General features: G+C 62.1%; 1 protein-coding gene. It reads right to left on the bottom strand.

What is annotated here, in order from left to right; genetic code table 11:
* Positions 1 to 11: 11 nt before the first annotated feature.
* The gene (locus tag IVB32_RS05355; RefSeq protein ID WP_247375516.1) at positions 12 to 572 is read right to left on the bottom strand and encodes a TetR/AcrR family transcriptional regulator; all 561 of its coding nucleotides are present in this window, start codon (positions 570 to 572) and stop codon (positions 12 to 14) included.
* Positions 573 to 807: the final 235 nt, after the last annotated feature.

The following is an 807-nucleotide window of genomic DNA, read 5'->3' as shown; positions in this document are numbered from 1 at the left end:
AATCCGCGAGATCATCGCCGGCATCCGCAGATCACATCGACCGCTTTTCGGGCCATCTCCCTCAGCTCGGAGCGGCGGGCGCCGGCACGGGCGCGAATGGCGATGGTGTGCATCGTGGCTGAAGCGAGAATGGCAAGCGCCGCCGGATCGGCGTCGCGCTTCAGTTCGCCCTTGTCCTGCGCGAGCCGGAAGCGGGCTTCGAAATCGGCATCTATCATGCGCAGTCCCGCCGCAACGCTGCTCCGGATCGCGGCATCTTCTGCGACTTCGGTCACCGCCGTCCCCACCACGAAGCAGCCGCGTGCGGCTCCCTTGCCGGAAAAGTAGATCGACAGCGCCGCGTCATAGGCCAGGATCAGCGCTTCGTCCAAGGGATGGTCCCCGGCGAGAGCCTCACGCGTCGCGGCAAGGCTGATCTCCCAATACCGCGCGAGGGCCTCGAGATAGAGCGCATGCTTGTTGCCGAACACCGCGTAGAGGCTCGGCGGACTCATCCCGGTCGCGGCAGCGACCTTGTCCAGGGAGGTACCGGAATAACCGGTCCTCCAGAACGTTTCCGTTGCCCGCTTCAAGGCCGTCTCTGCGTCGTAGGCCGGTGGGCGTCCCCGGCGCGCCGGGCTCGTTTCGCTCTTTTTCCGTGCCATATCGTCAGAACCCCGGTTGGCATGTTCCACACGCATATTTGTATGGATCGTTATAAAAATCAAGGTCGCGGACTTGATCGCCGCGTCGGGGTACAATATTTGTAACGAACGTTATTAAATAGATTGAACCCGAGGATCTTCCGATGCGTTTCGATTTCGCGCC

This window comes from Bradyrhizobium sp. 23, assembly GCF_023073295.1.
Lineage (GTDB): Bacteria > Pseudomonadota > Alphaproteobacteria > Rhizobiales > Xanthobacteraceae > Bradyrhizobium > Bradyrhizobium canariense_D.
Note: the sequence above shows the minus strand (reverse complement) of the source record. Positions and strands in the feature narration are given on the sequence as shown.